The organism is Streptomyces nigra, from assembly GCF_003074055.1.
In the GTDB taxonomy this organism is placed as follows: Bacteria; Actinomycetota; Actinomycetes; order Streptomycetales; family Streptomycetaceae; genus Streptomyces; species Streptomyces nigra.
In genome coordinates, this window is record NZ_CP029043.1 from 2,338,290 (window position 1) to 2,353,825 (window position 15,536).

Below are 15,536 nucleotides of genomic sequence, written 5' to 3' on the forward strand. Positions count from 1 at the left end.
GTGCCGATGATCCGGCGCATGGCGATCGACGAGCGCGGCGCGACCCCATCGACACCCCGATTCCCGGACGGCTTCCTGTGGGGGGTGTCCACCTCCGCCCACCAGATCGAGGGCGCGGCGGACACCCGTGGGCGGTCCGTGTGGGACGCGTTCACGGCCGAGCCGGGGCGGGTGAAGGACGGGTCGACGGCCGAGGTGGCCTGCGACCACTTCCACCGCTACCGCGAGGACGTGGCGCTGCTCTCCGGTCTCGGCGTGGACGCGTACCGGTTCTCCATCTCCTGGCCGCGGGTGAACTCCCCGCAGGGGCTGGACTTCTACGACCGTCTGGTGGACGAGCTGTGCGCGGCGGGCGTGCGCCCGGTGCCGACACTCTTCCACTGGGACCTGCCGGTCGAACTGGACTGGCTGGAGCGGGACACGGCCGACCGGTTCGCCGCGTACGTGTCCGTGGTCGCGGACCGCCTCGGCGACCGGGTCGGCACGTGGATCACCCTCAACGAACCGGCCGAGCACACGCTGCTGGGCCACGCCCTGGGCACCCACGCGCCCGGCCGGCGACTCCTGTTCGACGCCCTGCCGGTCGCCCACCACCAGTTGCTGGCCCACGGGCTCGCCGTGCAGGCGCTGCGCGCGGCCGGCGCGACGGATGTCGGGATCGCCAACTCCCACGGGCCGACCTGGCCGGCCTCCCAGGAGCAGGCCGACCTGGAGGCGGCCGACTTCTACGACCTGCTGCTGAACCGGCTGTTCGCCGACCCGCTGCTGCTCGGCCGCTACCCCGACGGCATCGACGCGCTTCTGCCGGGAGACGTCGAGGCCGACCTGAAGGTCATCGCGCAGCCGCTCGACTTCTACGGCGTCAACTACTACGCGCCGACCCGGGTGGGGGCGCCGCAGGGCACGGAGATCGAGTTCGGCGGGGTCAGCATGCCCGCCGAACTGCCCTTCTCCGTACGGGACATCGAGGGCGTCCCGACGACCGACTTCGGCTGGCCGGTGGTGCCGGAAGGTCTGACCGAACTCCTCACCGGCTTCCGGGACCGCTACGGCGACCGTCTCCCGCCGTTCGTCATCACCGAGAACGGCTGCTCCTACGAGGGCGTCGACGACCGGGAGCGCATCGCCTATCTGGACGGCCATGTCCGCGCGCTGCACCGGGCGGTGGAGGCGGGCGTGGACGTGCGCGGCTACTTCGTCTGGTCGCTGCTGGACAACTTCGAGTGGGCGGAGGGCTACGCGCGCCGCTTCGGGCTGGTGCACGTCGACTTCGCCACGCAGCGGCGCACGCCGAAGGCCTCCTACCGCTGGTTCCGCGAGCTGCTGCGGGACCAGCGGCAGGCGGGGCCCCGGACCGGCTGACCGGTCCGGCCCCGCGTCACAGCGCCCCGGCGTCCCGGGCGGTCCACACGCTCGGGTAGATCGGCCGGAAGCCGAGCTCGCGGCGGATGCGCCGGGTGTCCACGATGTTGTGCCAGGGGTCGGGGTCGGTGTTGTCGTACAGCGCGGCGGGCACCTCCAGGCCGCTGAGCTGGTACAGCTCGACGGTGGTGACGGGGGCGTCGTCGCCGACGTTGTAGATGCGGCCCGCGATCCCGGGCGTGTACAGCAGGCGGGTCAGGGCCTGGCCGACGTCCGCGTGGTGGGCCATGTGCAGCCGCTGCTGCGGAGCCCAGCGCGGGGCCCACGCCATGGCGTTCTCCAGATGCGGGTCGCCCTCGCCGTAGACGAACGGGAGCCGGGCGATGCGCACGTCCAGGCCCTCCATCGCCAGCAGCCCCCGCTCGGCCTCCAGCTTGGAGGCCGGGTAGGCGCCCCACATGTGCCCGCCGGGCCTGCTCTCGTCCTCCTCGACCAGCGGGCGTCCGCGGCCGGCGCCGTACACGTTGTTCGTGCTGATCTGCACGAACCGCTCCACCCCGGCCGTCCGCGCGGCCCGGCCGAGCGCCAGGGCGGCGTCCCCGTTGACCGCCCACGCCTCCTCGTCGGGGACCCCGCGGAAGGCCGCCGCGACATTGACGACCGCGTCGACGCCGGCGACCGCCTTGCCGAGCGCCTCCTCGTCCCGCAGGTCGCCGACGACGACCTCGGCGCCCAGCTCCGCGAACCGCTCGCCGCGCGCCGCGTCCCGGACCAGGACCCTGATCCGGTCCCCCGGCCCGGCCTGCGTCAGCAGCCGCGGCACGAGCCGCCGGCCGACCTGTCCCGTCGTACCCGTCACCAGTGTCTGCATGATCTGCTCCTCTCGTCTCCCACCACCCTCGGCGGGGACCGGCGCGGGCGGGAGAGACCCGTCGATCGGGGGATCGGCGGTCCCTGGTTACGGCGCGCGCGATGGCGCAGGCTGGAGGGGTGAACCGAGCCGAACTCGCCGACTTCCTGCGCCGCGGCCGCGCCCGGCTGGCCCCGTCGGACGTGGGTCTCACCCCCGGGGCGCGGCGCCGTACGCCGGGCCTGCGCCGGGAGGAGGTGGCGCAGCTGGCCGGGATGTCCGTGGACTACTACACGCGTCTGGAGCAGTCCCGTGGCCCGCGCCCCTCGCGGCAGATGCTGACCGCGCTGGCCCGTGCGCTGCGCCTGACGGAGGACGAGCGCGACCACCTCTTCCATCTGTCCGGCGAGGAGCCGCCGCGGCGCGAGACGGCGTCGGCACACGTACGCCCCGGGCTGCTGCTGATCCTGGACCGGCTGTACGACTCACCGGCGCAGGTGGTGACCGACTGCGGCGAGATGCTGGCGCAGAACGCGATGGCCCGGGCGCTGTCCGGGGACGTGATGTCCCGCCCGCGGCGGGAGCGCAATCTGACCCGGGGCTTCTTCCTCGACCCGGCCGCGCGCACCCTCTTCCCGCCGGAGGACCACGAGGAGATCGCGCGGGCGCAGGTGGCCAATCTGCGCGCGGTGGCCGCGGCCCGCCCCGACGACCCGGAGCCGGCCGGTCTGGTCGCCGAACTGCGCGCGGGCAGCGAGGAGTTCGCCCGGCTGTGGGACGCGCACGAGGTGGCCCGGCGCGACCAGGCGACCAAGCGCTTCCTGCACCCGCTGGTGGGGCTGCTGGAGCTGGACTGCGAGGTCATGGTCAGCCATCGGCAGCGGCACCTCCTGGTCGTGCACTCCGCCCGGCCCGGCACGGACGCCCATGAGCGCCTGCAGCTGCTGCGGGTGGTGGGCCTCCAGGACATGTCGACCCGCGGATAGCCGGGTGGCGCCGAGGCCGGTTTTCACCCTTGCCGGCCTCCGTCCCACGCGCATCAATGGGAACGGCGGTTCCGACGGACCGTCAGATCCGGCCCGCCCGCAGATGTCCGCACCCGTCCGCCGGGCCGTCCCCCCACATGCACGCCCCCACACCCGAGAGGGAGCGATTCCCATGAGACGTACGCGTATCGGAGCAGGTGCGGCCCTGGCGGCCGGGGCGCTCGCGGTCACCGGGCTGGTCCTCGCGCCGGCCGCGCTGGCGGTCACCCCCGACAAGGCGACGATCACCGCGGACTGCGGCGGCTTCGGCGGCGGCGAGGCCACGCTCACGGCGGCGCAGGACGGCACCGCCGCCACCCTCACCGTCGACTCCTCCGCCATCACCGCGCCGATCGCGCTCGGCGAGGACTCCATCGCCTCGACGCTCACCCTGGTGAAGGCGGGCGGTGGCACCGTCGTCTTCAGCGGCACCGAGAACCCGGCGATGGCCGCGGGCGACCCCGTCCAGGTCGGCCCGCTCAGCGGCACCGTGGCCTCCGGGGACAGCCTGGAGGCGTTCGGCGGCTCGCTCGAGATGACCGTCTTCGGCATCACGATCACCTGCACGGCGACCGGACCGCAGGCCCCGGGCCCGTTCGTCTTCGACTGACCGGCGCGGCGTACGCGGGCGCGGTCCGGGCGCTACAGCGCGTCGGGGCCGCGCTCTCCCGTGCGGACGCGCACGACCGTCTCCACGGGCAGCACCCAGACCTTGCCGTCGCCGATCTTCCCCGTGTGCGCGGCCTTCACGACGGCCTCCACGGCGTCGTCGGCCACCGCGTCCTCGACGACCGCCTCGAGACGCACCTTGGGCACCAGGTCGACCTGGTACTCGGCGCCCCGGTACACCTCGGTGTGCCCGCGCTGCCGGCCGTGGCCGCTCGCCTCCGTCACGGTGAGACCGTGCACACCGAGCTGCCGGAGGGCTTCCTTGACCTCGTCGAGCCGGTACGGCTTGACGACCGCGGTGATCAGCTTCATGCCTGCTGGGTGGCCTTCCGGGCGGCGGGGACGGACGGGCCCCGTGATCGTAGGCGCTCCGCGGGCCGCCCTGGTGTACGGCGGGGCTCCGGGGATCAGGGAGAATGGGCGGCATGAGCGTTCGCAGCAAGTCATCCGAGCCGTCGGCGTCGTCCGAGGCCCCCCACCGCGCGGGCTTCGCCTGCTTCGTGGGCCGCCCCAACGCGGGCAAGTCCACGCTGACGAATGCTCTGGTCGGCCAGAAGGTGGCGATCACCGCGAACCAGCCGCAGACCACGCGGCACACCGTGCGCGGCATCGTGCACCGGCCGGACGCGCAGCTGATCCTGGTCGACACCCCGGGTCTGCACAAGCCGCGCACCCTGCTGGGCGAGCGGCTGAACGACGTGGTCCGCACCACCTGGGCCGAGGTCGACGTGATCGGCTTCTGCCTGCCGGCGAACGAGAAGCTCGGTCCCGGTGACCGCTTCATCGCCAAGGAGCTGGCGTCGATCAAGAAGACGCCGAAGATCGCGATCGTCACGAAGACCGACCTGGTGGACGGCAAGACGCTCGCCGAGCAGCTCATCGCGATCGACCAGCTCGGCAAGGAGCTGGGCTTCGAGTGGGCGGAGATCGTGCCGGTGTCGGCGGTCGCCGGCGATCAGGTCGAGCTGCTGGCCGACCTGATCGTCCCGCTGCTGCCGGAGGGCCCCGCGCTCTACCCGGACGGCGAGCTCACCGACGAGCCCGAGCAGGTCATGATCGCGGAGCTGATCCGCGAGGCCGCGCTGGAGGGTGTCCGCGACGAGCTGCCGCACTCCATCGCCGTCGTCGTGGAGGAGATGCTGCCCCGCGAGGACCGGCCCGCCGACAAGCCGCTGCTGGACATCCACGCCTTCGTCTACATCGAGCGCCCCAGCCAGAAGGGCATCATCATCGGCCCCAAGGGCAAGCGCCTGAAGGAGGTCGGCATCAAGTCCCGCAAGCAGATCGAGGCCCTGCTGGGCACGCCGGTCTTCCTGGACCTGCACGTCAAGGTGGCCAAGGACTGGCAGCGCGACCCCCGCCAGCTGCGCAAGCTGGGGTTCTGAGGCCCTCGCCGGCTCCGGGAGCCGGCCCGGGAAAAGCCCTACGGCGTTGTCGGTCCCGCGGCGTACCCTGGAAAACGCCAGGCCGCCCATGTGGCGGGCGAGTCGTTTCGAGGAGGACGAGCAAGGCCTTCAGAGCCGGCCCATGACTCAGACACCCACAGCTCACACACCCGCGCAGGGGCAGGCGAGAGCACATTTCACCGTCCCCGCCCAGCACCCCATGGTGACCGTGCTGGGGTCCGGCGACTCCCTGTTGCGCGTGGTCGAGAAGGCCTTCCCGGCGGCCGACATCCATGTCCGGGGCAACGAGATCAGCGCGGTCGGCGACGCCGCGGAGGTCGCCCTCATCCAGCGCCTGTTCGACGAGATGATGCTGGTGCTCCGCACCGGGCAGCCGATGACGGAGGACGCAGTGGAACGCTCGATCGCCATGCTCAGGGCGAGTGACAACGGCGAGGGCGACGGCCAGGAGACCCCGGCCGAGGTGCTCACGCAGAACATCCTCTCCTCGCGCGGCCGCACCATCCGCCCCAAGACGCTCAACCAGAAGCGGTACGTCGACGCCATAGACAAGCACACGATCGTCTTCGGCATCGGCCCCGCCGGTACGGGCAAGACCTATCTGGCCATGGCCAAGGCGGTGCAGGCCCTGCAGTCCAAGCAGGTCAACCGCATCATCCTGACCCGGCCCGCGGTCGAGGCCGGCGAGCGGCTGGGCTTCCTGCCGGGCACGCTGTACGAGAAGATCGACCCCTATCTGCGCCCGCTGTACGACGCGCTGCACGACATGCTCGACCCGGACTCGATCCCGCGGCTCATGGCGGCCGGGACGATCGAGGTCGCGCCGCTCGCCTACATGCGTGGCCGCACCCTGAACGACGCCTTCATCATCCTGGACGAGGCCCAGAACACGAGCCCCGAACAGATGAAGATGTTCCTCACCCGCCTCGGTTTCGACTCGAAGATCGTCATCACCGGTGACGTCACCCAGGTCGACCTCCCGGACGGCACGAAGTCCGGTCTGCGGCAGGTGCAGGACATCCTCGACGGCGTCGACGACGTCCACTTCTCGCGTCTGTCGTCGCAGGATGTCGTCCGGCACAAGCTGGTCGGCCGTATCGTCGACGCGTACGAGAAGTACGACACCACGCACGGCACCCAGAACGGCACCCACAAGGGTCCGGGCCGGGGCAAGTCCGGGCACAAGGGGAAGTAGACCGAGCACCAGCATGTCGATCGACGTCAACAACGAGTCCGGTACCGAGGTCGACGAGCAGGCGATCCTCGACATCGCCCGCTACGCCCTGGGGCGGATGCGCATCCACCCGCTGTCCGAGCTCTCGGTGATCGTGGTGGACGCCGCCGCCATGGAGCAGCTGCACATCCAGTGGATGGACCTGCCCGGGCCCACCGATGTCATGTCGTTCCCCATGGACGAGCTGCGGCCGCCCTCCAAGGACGACGACGAGCCCCCGCAGGGTCTGCTCGGGGACATCGTGCTGTGCCCGGAGGTCGCCGCCAAGCAGGGCGCCGAGGCCCCGACGCAGCACAGCATGGACGAGGAGCTGCAGCTGCTCACCGTCCACGGTGTGCTGCACCTCCTCGGCTACGACCACGAGGAGCCCGACGAGAAGGCCGAGATGTTCGGTCTGCAGGCGGCCATCGTGGACGGCTGGCGTGCGGAGAAGGGGCTCACCGGTCCCTCCCCCGCCCCGACCGTGTCATGAGTCCGGCTCTCGTCGCCGGCGCGATCGCCCTGGTCGTCGTCGCCTGGCTCGCCGCCTGCGCGGAGGCGGGCCTGGCGCGTGTCTCCCGGTTCCGTGCCGACGAGGCCGTGCGGAGCGGGCGGCGGGGCAGCGCGAAGCTGGCGCAGGTCGCCGCCGACCCGACGCGGTATCTCAATGTGGCGCTGCTGGTCCGCGTCGCCTGCGAGATGGCCGCGGCGGCCATCGTCACGTACGCCTGCCTCCAGGAGTTCCCGGGCACGACGCAGGCCCTGCTGGTCGCGATCGGCGTCATGGTCCTCGTGTCGTACGTCGCCGTCGGGGTCTCGCCACGCACCATCGGCCGGCAGCATCCGCTGAACACGGCGACGGTGGCGGCGTACGTGCTGCTGCCGCTCGCGCGGATCATGGGCCCGATCCCGTCGCTGCTGATCCTCGTCGGCAACGCCCTCACACCCGGCAAGGGCTTCCGCCGGGGCCCCTTCGCCTCCGAGGCGGAGCTGCGCGCGCTGGTCGACCTGGCGGAGGCGGAGTCGCTGATCGAGGCCGAGGAGCGCCGGATGGTGCACTCGGTGTTCGAGCTCGGCGACACCCTGGTGCGCGAGGTGATGGTCCCGCGCACGGACCTGGTGGTGATCGAGCGGTACAAGACGATCCGCCAGGCCCTCACGCTCGCCCTGCGCTCCGGGTTCTCCCGGATCCCGGTCGTCGGGGAGAGCGAGGACGACGTGGTCGGGATCGTCTATCTGAAGGATCTGGCCCGCAAGACGCACATCTCGCGGGACGCGGAGAGCGAGCTGGTGTCCACGGCGATGCGCCCGGCGGTCTTCGTGCCGGACACCAAGAACGCCGGTGATCTGCTGCGCGAGATGCAGAAGGAGCGCAATCACGTCGCCGTCGTGATCGACGAGTACGGCGGCACCGCCGGCATCGTCACCATCGAGGACATCCTCGAGGAGATCGTCGGCGAGATCACCGACGAGTACGACCGCGAACTGCCGCCGGTGGAGGTGCTCGGCGAGGACCGCTACCGGGTGACGGCCCGCCTGGACATCACCGATCTGGGCGAGCTGTACGACCTCGACGAGTACGACGACGAGGACGTGGAGACGGTCGGCGGGCTGCTCGCGAAGGCGCTGGGCCGGGTCCCGATCGCCGGGGCGTCGTCGACGGTGGAGCTGCCCGACGGGCGCGAGCTGCGGCTGACGGCGGAGGCGGCGGCCGGCCGGCGGAACAAGATCGTGACGGTGCTGGTGGAGCCGGTGGGCCCGGTGGCGCCCCCTGCGGAGGAGGCGGGCCGGGAGTGACACCTCAGGAGCTGCGGGCGCTGTGCCTGTCGTTCGATGCCGTGGTGGAGGACTTCCCGTTCAACCCGCAGACATCCGTCTTCAAGGTGGTCGGCAAGCTCTTCGCGCTGACGGACCTGGACGCCCGGCCCCTGACGGTCAACCTGAAGTGCGACCCGGAGGACGCGGTGCGGCTGCGCACCGAGCACCCCGGCCTGGTCGTCCCCGGCTACCACATGAACAAGCGGCACTGGAACACGGTGACGGTGGACGGCGGGCTCCCGGACCGGCTGGTCCGGGAGCTCGTCGAGGACTCGTACGACCTGGTCGTGGCCGGTCTACCGCGTGCCGAGCGGCTCCGTCTCGACCGGCCCTGAGGCGGCCGCCCGGCCGGTGCGCAGCCCGACGGCGACGAGGGCGGCGGCGGCCAAGACGATGCCGGTGTCCAGCGCCATGACCGTGCGGGTGCCGGCGAGCAGGTCGCCGGAGGTGGTGGCGAGGACGCCGAGCAGCGGGATGCCGACGGTGATGCCGACCTGCTGGGTCGAGGTGACCAGGCCGGTGGCCAGGCCCTGCTCCCCGTCGGGGACGCCCGAGGTCACCGTCAGGCCGTAGGAGATGATCGCCCCCAGGTGGAACATGCTGGCCAGCGACACGGCGGCCGTCGCGAGCCAGACGGACCAGGAGTGCGCGTCCAGGAACAGCAGGCCGCCGGTGAAGACGCCCTGCCCGGCGAGGGAGAGGACCAGGGTGCGGCGCGCCCCGAGCCGGCCGACGAGGCGCGGCGTGACCGATCCGGCGAGCACCGAGGCGATGCCCTGGGCGCCGAAGACGAGCCCGGTCTCCCAGGCGGACAGCCGCAGGACGTCCTGCAGATACAGGGTGAGCACGAAGACGACCGTCGACATCATCGAGAAGGTCACCAGGCCGCCCAGGTTCCCCCAGGCCACCGTGCGGCGGCGCAGCATCGGCAGGGAGACCAGCGGTGCGGAGGTGCGGGACTCGACGACCGCGAAGGCCGTGAGCAGCACGAGGCCGAGGACGAGGGTGGTGAGGACGTCGGCGCGGGCGAAGCCGTGGCCGGCGGCCGTCGTCAGGGCGTAGATCAGGGAGAGCAGACCGCCGGTGACGGTGACCGCGCCGGGCACGTCGAGGTGCGGCCGGGCGGGCGTGCGGGACTCCGGCAGCAGTCCGGGGGCGAGGGGCAGGACGAGCAGCGCGAAGAGGGCGAGCAGGCCCATCGTGGAGCGCCAGCCGAGGGTGTCGGTGAGGACGCCGCCGGCGACCACGCCGATGGTGAAGCCGAGGGAGAGCAGGGTCCCGGAGATGCCGAGCGCCCGGTCGCGGGCGGGCCCCTCGGGGAAGGTCGTCGTCAGCAGTGACATCCCGGTGGGCACGATGACGGCGGCGCCGAGGCCCTGCAGGGCCCGCCCGGCGAGGAAGGACGCCGGGTCCCAGGCGAGGGTCGCGAGCACGGAGGCCGCGGCGAACAGGGCGAGCCCGCCGAGGAACAGCCGTCGACGGCCGTAGAGGTCGCCGATGCGGCCGAACAGGAGCAGGAAGCCGCCGGACGGCAGGGCGAACGCGGTGACCGCCCACTGGAGCGCCGAGCGGTCCATGCCGAGGTCGGCACCGAGGACGGGCAGGGCGACGTTCAGGACGGAGAAGTCGAGCGCCACCATGAACTGGGCGGCGCACAGCACGAACAGGACGAGCTTGTCGCGCGGGGACATCCGGGGGTGCCGGGCGCTGGGGACTTGGAGCGGGTGAGGTCGGTGTCGATCGCCATGGCCCTGAGCCTTCCGTCCCCGGAATAGCCGTGGGGAGCGGGCAGTTGTCCTGGTGGTGGCACCACCAGCCGACGCGACAGGGGGGATCCGTCACGTGTCCGGGGGCACGCTGAAGAGTCATCGGCGGCGCGAGCTGCGCGAGTTCCTGATGAGCAGGAGGGCCCGGGTCTCGCCGGGCGAGGCGGGACTGCCGGACGGTGGTGCGCGGCGCCGCACTCCGGGGCTGCGGCGCGAGGAGGTCGCCGTGCTCGCGGGGGTGGGCGCCTCCTGGTACCAGTGGCTGGAGCAGGGGCGGGACATCTCGGTGTCGCCGCAGGTGCTGGACGCGGTGGCGCGGGTGCTGCGGCTGAGCAACGCCGAGCGCCGGCATCTGTATCTGCTGGCCGGGCTGAACCCGCCGGCCGCCGAAGTCGCCCCGGACAAGCGGGAGATGTGCGAGGGGCTGCGGCGGCTGATCGACGCGTGGATGCCGTATCCGGCGCACATCATGGACCGGTACTACAACGGCGTGATGTACAACGAGGCGGCCGCGACCGTGCTGGGCATGGCCCCGGGCCGTCGCTGGAACTGCCTGATCGACTTCTTCACCGACCCCATGTACCGCTCCCGGTCCCGGAGTTGGGAGGCGAACGCCTCCTCGGTCGTCGCCCAGTTCCGCGCCCTGTGCTCGGCCAATCCGGACGACGAGGGGTTCCAGGAGGTGCTGGCCGAGGCGCGGGCGTGCAGCCCGGAGTTCGCCGCGCTGTGGGAGCGGCGGGACATCGAGGACGCGGGGCAGATCCGCAAGGAGCTGGACCATCCGCTGGTCGGGCTGCTGTGCATGGAGTCGAGCGTGATGCAGATGCCGGTGCGCCCCGATCTGTCGATCGTGCTGCACACCCCGCTGGACGAGGCGAACACGGCGGCGAAGCTGGAGTGGCTGGCCTCCCCCGAGGGGCGGCGCGGGGCGATGTACCCCGTGGCCGGGTAGGGCCGGCGGCGCTCCGTATGCTCGGGTCATGACCGACAGCAGCGCGCTCGACCCCGAGGACCGCAAGATCGTCACCCTGGCCCGTTCCGCGCGGGCCCGCAACGGCGTGCCCGAGGGGGCGGCCGTACGGGACGAGACCGGCCGTACGTATGTCGCCGGGACCGTCGACCTGGACTCCCTGAAGCTGAGCGCGCTGCGCACGGCGGTGGCGATGGCGGTGGCCTCCGGCGCGAAGTCGCTGGAGGCGGCGGCGGTCGTGACCGAGGACGAGGGCGCCCGCGCCGAGGACATCGCGGCCGTGCGCGACCTGGGCGGCGACGGGACGCCGGTGCTGGTGGCGGGCCCGGACGGCACGGTCCGTACGACGTTGCGGGCGGGCTGAGCCCGCCGGTCCGGGTGTGCGGCGGGCGGGCGCCGGTGCGGGATGTCAGGCTGGTGCCGAGGACCCGCGAAAGGGGATCGTCATGATCACCACCGACTCCGCCCCCGGCTCCCCCTGCTGGCTGGATCTCGGTGCACCGGACGTGCGGGCCGCGGCGGACTTCTACGGCGCGGTGCTCGGCTGGCGGTACGCGCCCATGGGTGAGGCCGAGGACGCCGGCGGCGGGATGTTCCAGAAGGACGGCAAGGCCGTCGCCGGGCTGGGCCCGCTCACCGAGGAGGGGGCGCGGTCGGCCTGGATGATCTACTTCGCCGTCGAGGACGCCGACGCCACCACGCGGGCCGTCGAGAGCGCCGGGGGCTCGGTGCGCGTGGCGCCGAAGGATCTCGGGGACTGGGGCCGCATGGCGCAGTTCACCGATCCGCTGGGCGGGCAGTTCGCCGTCTGGCAGCCCGGGAGCAACGCGGGCTTCGAACTGACGGACGCGCCGGGCGCCCTGGCGTGGACCGAGCTCTACACGAGTGACGCCGAGGCCTCGAAGGAGTTCTACGGCGGGGTCTTCGGCTGGCAGTACAGCGACATGGAACTGCCGGGCGATGGGGGCGCGTACACGCTGATCAGGCCCGCCGGGCTGCCCGAGGAGCGGATGCAGGGCGGTCTGATGGAGCTGCCGAAGGAGAGCCTCGCGCCGGCGGACGGACGGCCGTACTGGCACCCCGTGTTCGGCGTCACCGACTGCGACGCGGCGGTCGCGCAGGTCACCGGTCACGGCGGCACCGTGCAGATGGGCCCGGTGGACGCGGAGGGCGTCGGCCGGCTGGCGGTCTGCCTCGACCCGTCGAACGCCGACTTCGTCCTGCTGACCCCGGCCCCGCCCCCGGCGGCCTGAGCGCGGTCAGGCAGAGCGGCGGAAGCCGATCGTCGGGACGGCCCGGCGCAGCGGCCACGGCCGCCCCGACTCCTCCGGCACCAGATCGGCGAGAAAGGCGTACCGGCGCAGGGCCTCCCGGTCCTGGCCGGCCAGCGACCGCACCTGGCGCCACCAGGCGCCGATCTCCGCCCAGCCGGGCGCCGACAGGGAGCCGCCGAACTCCTGGACGGACAGCGCGGCGGTCAGCCCGGCGAAGGCGAGCCGGTCGGCGAGCGGCCAGCCCGCGAGGGTGCCGGTGACGAACCCGGCCACGAAGACATCGCCCGCGCCGGTGGGGTCCAGCGCCTCCACGGCGATCGCGGGGACGACGGCGGTCTCGCCGGTCCGTCCGTCGACGGCGTACGCGCCCTCCGCGCCCAGGGTCACCACGGCGACCGGCACATGCTCGGTGAGGGCGTGCGCGGCCTCCTGCGGGGAGCCGGTGCGGGTGTAGCGCATGGCCTCCTCGGCGTTCGGCAGGAACGCCTCGCAGTGCTCCAGGTCGGCGAGGCCGGCCAGGTCCCAGGCGCCGGTGTCGTCCCAGCCGACGTCGGCGAAGACCCGGGTGCCCTTGCTCGCGGCCTGTGCGATCCAGGGGGCCCTGGTGCCCGGGACCAACGAGGCGACGGCGGCCCGGGCGCGGGGCGGGCAGTCCGGCGCGGGCTCCTCGGGGGGCGGCTCATGGCCGTGGGAGACCATGGTGCGCTCGCCCTCGTAGGCCATGGAGACGGTGACCGGCGAGTGCCAGCCGGGCACGGTGCGGGAGGGCGAGAGGTCGATGCCCTCGCCCTGCTCCAGCGCGTCCCAGCAGTAGTCGCCGTAGTGGTCGTCGCCGAAGGCCGCCGCGAGCGACGTCTTCAGGCCGAGGCGGGCGAGCGCCGTCGCCATGTTGGCCACGCCGCCGGGGCTGGAGCCCATGCCGCGGGCCCAGGACTCGGTGCCGCGCACCGGGGCGGAGTCGAGGCCGGTGAAAATGATGTCGAGGAAGACCGTGCCGGTCAGATACACGTCCCAGGGCGGGTCGCCGGGCTCGCGCAGCCCGGCGAGCGGGTCGGTCGTCGCCCGCCGGTACGGCCCCTTGGACAGGGGTGGCGGCCCCTGGGGCGAGGGTCCCTTCCCGGTGGGCGCGGTGGGCGTGGTCACGGTGCGCTCCCTGACGTGGTCCTGATCTGGCCAGTGTGCACCACGCCACGGACAACGCCATGTGTTCCCCGCCGGGGGGCCCTCAGGTCACAGGGCGGCCCCCACCAGGGCGAGTCCGGTGGTGAGGAGGCCGCGCAGATCGGCCAGGTCGGCGGGGGACGGGTCGGTCAGCGGGGCGCGGACCGGGCCGACGGTGCGGCCGCGCAGCCGGGCCGCGGCCTTGACCAGGGACACCGCGTAGCCGGGCACCCGGTCGCGGATCTCGGCGAGCGGGGCGTAGAAGTCGCGCAGGAGGCGGGTCACGGTGGCGTCGTCGCCGTCCCGGAGCGCGGCGAAGAAGGCGTTCGCGATCTCGGGGGCGAAGGCGTGCACGGCGGAGGAGTAGGCGGGGACGCCGACCCCGGCGTAGGCGCGGGCCTGGAGTTCGGCGGTGGAGGCGCCGTTGAAGAAGAGAAAGCCGTCGGGGGCGGCGAGGGTGAGGCGCTGGAGGCGGTCGAGGTCGCCGTGGCCGTCCTTGAGGCCGACGAGGGTGGGGATGCGGGCGGCGTGGCGCAGCGCGGCCGGGGTGAAGGCGACCTGTCCACGCTGGTAGGCGACGAGCGGCAGCCGGGTCCGGGCGGCGATCGACTCCAGTTGGGCGACGAGGCCGTCCTGCGGGGCGGCGACGAGATAGTGCGGCAGGACGAGGAGGGCATCGGCGCCGGCCTCCTCGGCGATCCGGGCGAAGCGGGCGGCCTGCGCCCAGCCGTAGCCGACGCCGGCCACGACGGGCACCCGTCCGGCGGTCTCCTCGACGGCGGCGGTGACGACCGCGCGGTACTCGTCCTCGTCCAGCGAGAAGAACTCGCCGGTGCCGCAGGCGGGGAACACGGCGCCGGGACCGGTGGCGAGCTGACCGGCCAGGTGGGCGCGGAAGCCGTCCAGGTCCAGGGAGCCGTCGGTGTGGAAGCTGGTGAGCGGGAAGGACAGCACGCCCCGGGCCATGGCGTCCCGCAGCCGCCCGGCGGTGTCCACGGCTGTTTCCGTAGTCGCGGCAAGGCCCACGCCCATCATCTCCCCATCTGAACATCGTCCATGTATGAGAATGGAGATTAGGTGAGTGAACGGTGGAGCGTCAACGGCCCCTCCCTCCGGATTACGATCGCCCCATGTCAGACACAGGCGGCGTCCGCGAGGTGAAGTCCGCGGCGCGCACGGTCGAGCTGCTGGAGCTCCTCGCCGCGCGCGGGGACCGCCCGGCCCGCCTCCAGGAACTCGCGGACACCCTCGACGTCCCGCGCAGCTCCATGTACGCGCTGTTGCAGACCCTGATCTCGCGGGGCTGGGTGCGCACCGACGTCACCGGTTCGCTCTACGGCATCGGCATCCACGCCCTGCTGACCGGCACCAGCTATCTCGACTCCGACCCGCGCGTCCGCCTCGTACGGCCGTATCTGGACGAGGCGTCGCAGGCGCTCGGCGAGACGGTGCATCTGGCCCGGCTGGACGGGCGGGACGTCGCCTATCTGGCCACCCGTGAGTCGCACGCGTATCTGCGGACCATCAGCCGGGTCGGCCGGCGTCTGCCCGCCCACGCGGGCGCCCTGGGCAAGGCCCTGCTCGCCGAACGCCCCGACTCCGACCTCCCCGAGGGCCCGTATCCGACGCTGACGCCCCGCACCCGCACCACCCGCGCCGCCCTGGCCGCGGACCTCGCCGAGGTGCGGGAGCGCGGCTGGTCGGTCGACCGCGAGGAGAGCGTCCCCGGCATCATCGGGCTCGGCTTCGCCCTGCGCTACGACACCCCCGCGCAGGACGCGATCAGCTGCTCCGTGCCGGTGGCCCGCTGGTCGCCGCGGCACGAGGAGCGGATCGTCGCGGTGCTGCGGGAGATCCGCACGAAGATCGAGGCGACGGCTCCCGGCGCGGCGGGCGGTTCGGTGCACTGGCGCAGGTGAGAGGGGTTTTCAGCACCCTGTGAGGCAGCGCTTTTACCCCTGTTCGACACCTGCAAACCGAACGTGCCTCAGATCACACCGCCCGGCCTTCTTCGCACGTCCC

17 protein-coding genes are annotated in these 15,536 nt (G+C 72.8%); 12 read left to right on the forward strand and 5 right to left on the reverse strand.

All coding sequences use genetic code 11. From position 1 onward, the window contains the following. Positions 1-6 precede the first annotated feature (6 nt). Positions 7-1,362, forward strand: coding sequence for a GH1 family beta-glucosidase (locus DC008_RS10845; RefSeq protein ID WP_164492287.1), 1,356 nt, complete (start codon positions 7-9; stop codon positions 1,360-1,362). A gap of 16 nt (positions 1,363-1,378) precedes the next feature. Here the strand turns inward: DC008_RS10845 and DC008_RS10850 are convergent, their stop codons facing one another. After that, the gene (locus tag DC008_RS10850; protein ID WP_108706795.1) at positions 1,379-2,233 is read right to left on the reverse strand and encodes an NAD-dependent epimerase/dehydratase family protein; all 855 of its coding nucleotides are present in this window, start codon (positions 2,231-2,233) and stop codon (positions 1,379-1,381) included. 119 nt (positions 2,234-2,352) lie between these two features. Between DC008_RS10850 and DC008_RS10855 the strand changes: the two genes are divergently transcribed. Together DC008_RS10855 and DC008_RS10860 are read left to right on the forward strand one after the other, a co-directional pair. Next, complete coding sequence (locus DC008_RS10855; RefSeq protein WP_108706796.1) at positions 2,353-3,198, forward strand: helix-turn-helix transcriptional regulator; 846 nt, start codon at positions 2,353-2,355, stop codon at positions 3,196-3,198. 172 nt (positions 3,199-3,370) lie between these two features. Next, positions 3,371-3,847, forward strand: a complete 477-nt coding sequence (locus DC008_RS10860) for a hypothetical protein (RefSeq protein ID WP_108706797.1) — start codon at positions 3,371-3,373, stop codon at positions 3,845-3,847. A 32-nt stretch (positions 3,848-3,879) separates the two neighbouring features. Here DC008_RS10860 and DC008_RS10865 read toward each other — a convergent pair whose 3' ends face one another. Next, the gene (locus DC008_RS10865; protein WP_108706798.1) at positions 3,880-4,218 is read right to left on the reverse strand and encodes a P-II family nitrogen regulator; all 339 of its coding nucleotides are present in this window, start codon (positions 4,216-4,218) and stop codon (positions 3,880-3,882) included. Between the two features lie 104 nt (positions 4,219-4,322). Here DC008_RS10865 and era point away from each other — a divergent pair, with 104 nt between their 5' ends. From era to DC008_RS10890, 5 genes are all read left to right on the forward strand, one after another. After that, positions 4,323-5,291, forward strand: coding sequence for a GTPase Era (era, locus tag DC008_RS10870; RefSeq protein WP_108706799.1), 969 nt, complete (start codon positions 4,323-4,325; stop codon positions 5,289-5,291). 142 nt (positions 5,292-5,433) lie between these two features. Further along, complete coding sequence (locus tag DC008_RS10875) at positions 5,434-6,507, forward strand: PhoH family protein (protein WP_108706800.1); 1,074 nt, start codon at positions 5,434-5,436, stop codon at positions 6,505-6,507. Between the two features lie 13 nt (positions 6,508-6,520). Next, positions 6,521-7,018: an rRNA maturation RNase YbeY gene (ybeY, locus tag DC008_RS10880; RefSeq protein WP_055620879.1), complete on the forward strand. Its 498-nt coding sequence runs from the start codon at positions 6,521-6,523 to the stop codon at positions 7,016-7,018. Further along, positions 7,015-8,322 carry a hemolysin family protein gene (locus DC008_RS10885; protein WP_108706801.1) on the forward strand — a complete coding sequence of 436 codons (1,308 nt, stop codon included), beginning with the start codon at positions 7,015-7,017 and terminating at the stop codon, positions 8,320-8,322. Before ybeY ends, DC008_RS10885 begins: the two co-directional genes overlap by 4 nt. Next, a complete protein-coding gene (locus tag DC008_RS10890) occupies positions 8,319-8,678 on the forward strand; it encodes an MmcQ/YjbR family DNA-binding protein (protein WP_108706802.1) in 360 nt (119 codons plus the stop codon). The genes DC008_RS10885 and DC008_RS10890 overlap by 4 nt, the downstream gene beginning before the upstream one ends. Here DC008_RS10890 and DC008_RS10895 read toward each other — a convergent pair. Then, positions 8,640-10,034 carry an MFS transporter gene (locus DC008_RS10895; protein ID WP_108706803.1) on the reverse strand — a complete coding sequence of 465 codons (1,395 nt, stop codon included), beginning with the start codon at positions 10,032-10,034 and terminating at the stop codon, positions 8,640-8,642. The two genes, DC008_RS10890 and DC008_RS10895, sit on opposite strands and share 39 nt — an antisense overlap. Before the next feature lie 205 nt (positions 10,035-10,239). Between DC008_RS10895 and DC008_RS10900 the strand changes: the two genes are divergently transcribed. The 3 genes from DC008_RS10900 to DC008_RS10910 all read left to right on the forward strand — a co-directional run bounded on the left by DC008_RS10900 (position 10,240) and on the right by DC008_RS10910 (position 12,332). Continuing rightward, the gene (locus DC008_RS10900) at positions 10,240-11,061 is read left to right on the forward strand and encodes a helix-turn-helix transcriptional regulator (RefSeq protein ID WP_164492441.1); all 822 of its coding nucleotides are present in this window, start codon (positions 10,240-10,242) and stop codon (positions 11,059-11,061) included. A 28-nt stretch (positions 11,062-11,089) separates the two neighbouring features. Further along, a complete protein-coding gene (locus tag DC008_RS10905; protein WP_108706804.1) occupies positions 11,090-11,443 on the forward strand; it encodes a cytidine/deoxycytidylate deaminase family protein in 354 nt (117 codons plus the stop codon). A gap of 82 nt (positions 11,444-11,525) precedes the next feature. Beyond that, positions 11,526-12,332, forward strand: a complete 807-nt coding sequence (locus DC008_RS10910) for a VOC family protein (RefSeq protein ID WP_108706805.1) — start codon at positions 11,526-11,528, stop codon at positions 12,330-12,332. Positions 12,333-12,338: 6 nt separating this feature from the next. Here the strand turns inward: DC008_RS10910 and DC008_RS10915 are convergent, their stop codons facing one another. Together DC008_RS10915 and DC008_RS10920 are read right to left on the reverse strand one after the other, a co-directional pair. Then, positions 12,339-13,496, reverse strand: a complete 1,158-nt coding sequence (locus DC008_RS10915) for a carbohydrate kinase family protein (protein WP_374207421.1) — start codon at positions 13,494-13,496, stop codon at positions 12,339-12,341. Positions 13,497-13,583: 87 nt separating this feature from the next. Beyond that, positions 13,584-14,546 (reverse strand): 5-dehydro-4-deoxyglucarate dehydratase, encoded by a 963-nt coding sequence (locus DC008_RS10920; RefSeq protein ID WP_108706806.1) that lies wholly within the window; start codon positions 14,544-14,546, stop codon positions 13,584-13,586. 98 nt (positions 14,547-14,644) lie between these two features. Between DC008_RS10920 and DC008_RS10925 the strand changes: the two genes are divergently transcribed. After that, positions 14,645-15,433: an IclR family transcriptional regulator gene (locus DC008_RS10925; RefSeq protein ID WP_108706807.1), complete on the forward strand. Its 789-nt coding sequence runs from the start codon at positions 14,645-14,647 to the stop codon at positions 15,431-15,433. Positions 15,434-15,536 lie beyond the last annotated feature (103 nt).

What these genes read in the sequence shown, in the direction of transcription:
- DC008_RS10845 (WP_164492287.1), top strand. Translation starts at nt 7, where the DNA reads ATGATCCGGCGCATGGCGATCGACGAGCGCGGCGCGACCCCATCGACA.
- DC008_RS10850 (WP_108706795.1), bottom strand. Translation starts at nt 2,233, where the DNA reads ATGCAGACACTGGTGACGGGTACGACGGGACAGGTCGGCCGGCGGCTC.
- DC008_RS10860 (WP_108706797.1), top strand. Translation starts at nt 3,371, where the DNA reads ATGAGACGTACGCGTATCGGAGCAGGTGCGGCCCTGGCGGCCGGGGCG.
- DC008_RS10865 (WP_108706798.1), bottom strand. Translation starts at nt 4,218, where the DNA reads ATGAAGCTGATCACCGCGGTCGTCAAGCCGTACCGGCTCGACGAGGTC.
- era (WP_108706799.1), top strand. Translation starts at nt 4,323, where the DNA reads ATGGGCGGCATGAGCGTTCGCAGCAAGTCATCCGAGCCGTCGGCGTCG.
- DC008_RS10875 (WP_108706800.1), top strand. Translation starts at nt 5,434, where the DNA reads ATGACTCAGACACCCACAGCTCACACACCCGCGCAGGGGCAGGCGAGA.
- ybeY (WP_055620879.1), top strand. Translation starts at nt 6,521, where the DNA reads ATGTCGATCGACGTCAACAACGAGTCCGGTACCGAGGTCGACGAGCAG.
- DC008_RS10885 (WP_108706801.1), top strand. Translation starts at nt 7,015, where the DNA reads ATGAGTCCGGCTCTCGTCGCCGGCGCGATCGCCCTGGTCGTCGTCGCC.
- DC008_RS10895 (WP_108706803.1), bottom strand. Translation starts at nt 10,034, where the DNA reads ATGTCCCCGCGCGACAAGCTCGTCCTGTTCGTGCTGTGCGCCGCCCAG.
- DC008_RS10900 (WP_164492441.1), top strand. Translation starts at nt 10,240, where the DNA reads ATGAGCAGGAGGGCCCGGGTCTCGCCGGGCGAGGCGGGACTGCCGGAC.
- DC008_RS10905 (WP_108706804.1), top strand. Translation starts at nt 11,090, where the DNA reads ATGACCGACAGCAGCGCGCTCGACCCCGAGGACCGCAAGATCGTCACC.
- DC008_RS10910 (WP_108706805.1), top strand. Translation starts at nt 11,526, where the DNA reads ATGATCACCACCGACTCCGCCCCCGGCTCCCCCTGCTGGCTGGATCTC.
- DC008_RS10920 (WP_108706806.1), bottom strand. Translation starts at nt 14,546, where the DNA reads ATGGGCGTGGGCCTTGCCGCGACTACGGAAACAGCCGTGGACACCGCC.
- DC008_RS10925 (WP_108706807.1), top strand. Translation starts at nt 14,645, where the DNA reads ATGTCAGACACAGGCGGCGTCCGCGAGGTGAAGTCCGCGGCGCGCACG.